This is a genomic window from Paenibacillus camelliae, assembly GCF_023715345.1.
In the GTDB taxonomy this organism is placed as follows: domain Bacteria; phylum Bacillota; class Bacilli; order Paenibacillales; family Paenibacillaceae; genus Pristimantibacillus; species Pristimantibacillus camelliae.
The window spans coordinates 1-296 of the sequence record NZ_JAMBNY010000076.1 but is presented as its reverse complement, the minus strand read 5'-3'; the positions used below and the strand labels follow the sequence as shown (position 1 = coordinate 296).

Here is a 296-nt window from a genome sequence, read left to right as displayed (position 1 = left end):
GGGTGAAGTCGTAACAAGGTAGCCGTATCGGAAGGTGCGGCTGGATCACCTCCTTTCTAAGAGAACACGATCTTCCGAGTAGAAGATCATGAGATCCCTTGAGGGTCAGGAGAGCTTAGATCTTCGGGTGTAAGTTCTCCAGCGGAAGCTTAGCTTCTGTAGAACAATTGGCAGTTGTTCGCTCACTCGTTGTCAGTTTTGAAGGATCAATGATTCTTCAGATGGTAGTAAATACCTGTTGCAAGGCGAGGTTAGACGATGATATAATCATCTTCCGGCCAACAAAGCCGAGCAGC

General features: G+C 47.6%; 1 rRNA gene. It reads left to right on the top strand.

The annotated features are described in order from the left end of the window. Window positions 1–56 (top strand): 16S ribosomal RNA (locus tag M3180_RS22480); the annotation flags it as partial. Between the last annotated feature and the right edge of the window lie 240 nt (window positions 57–296).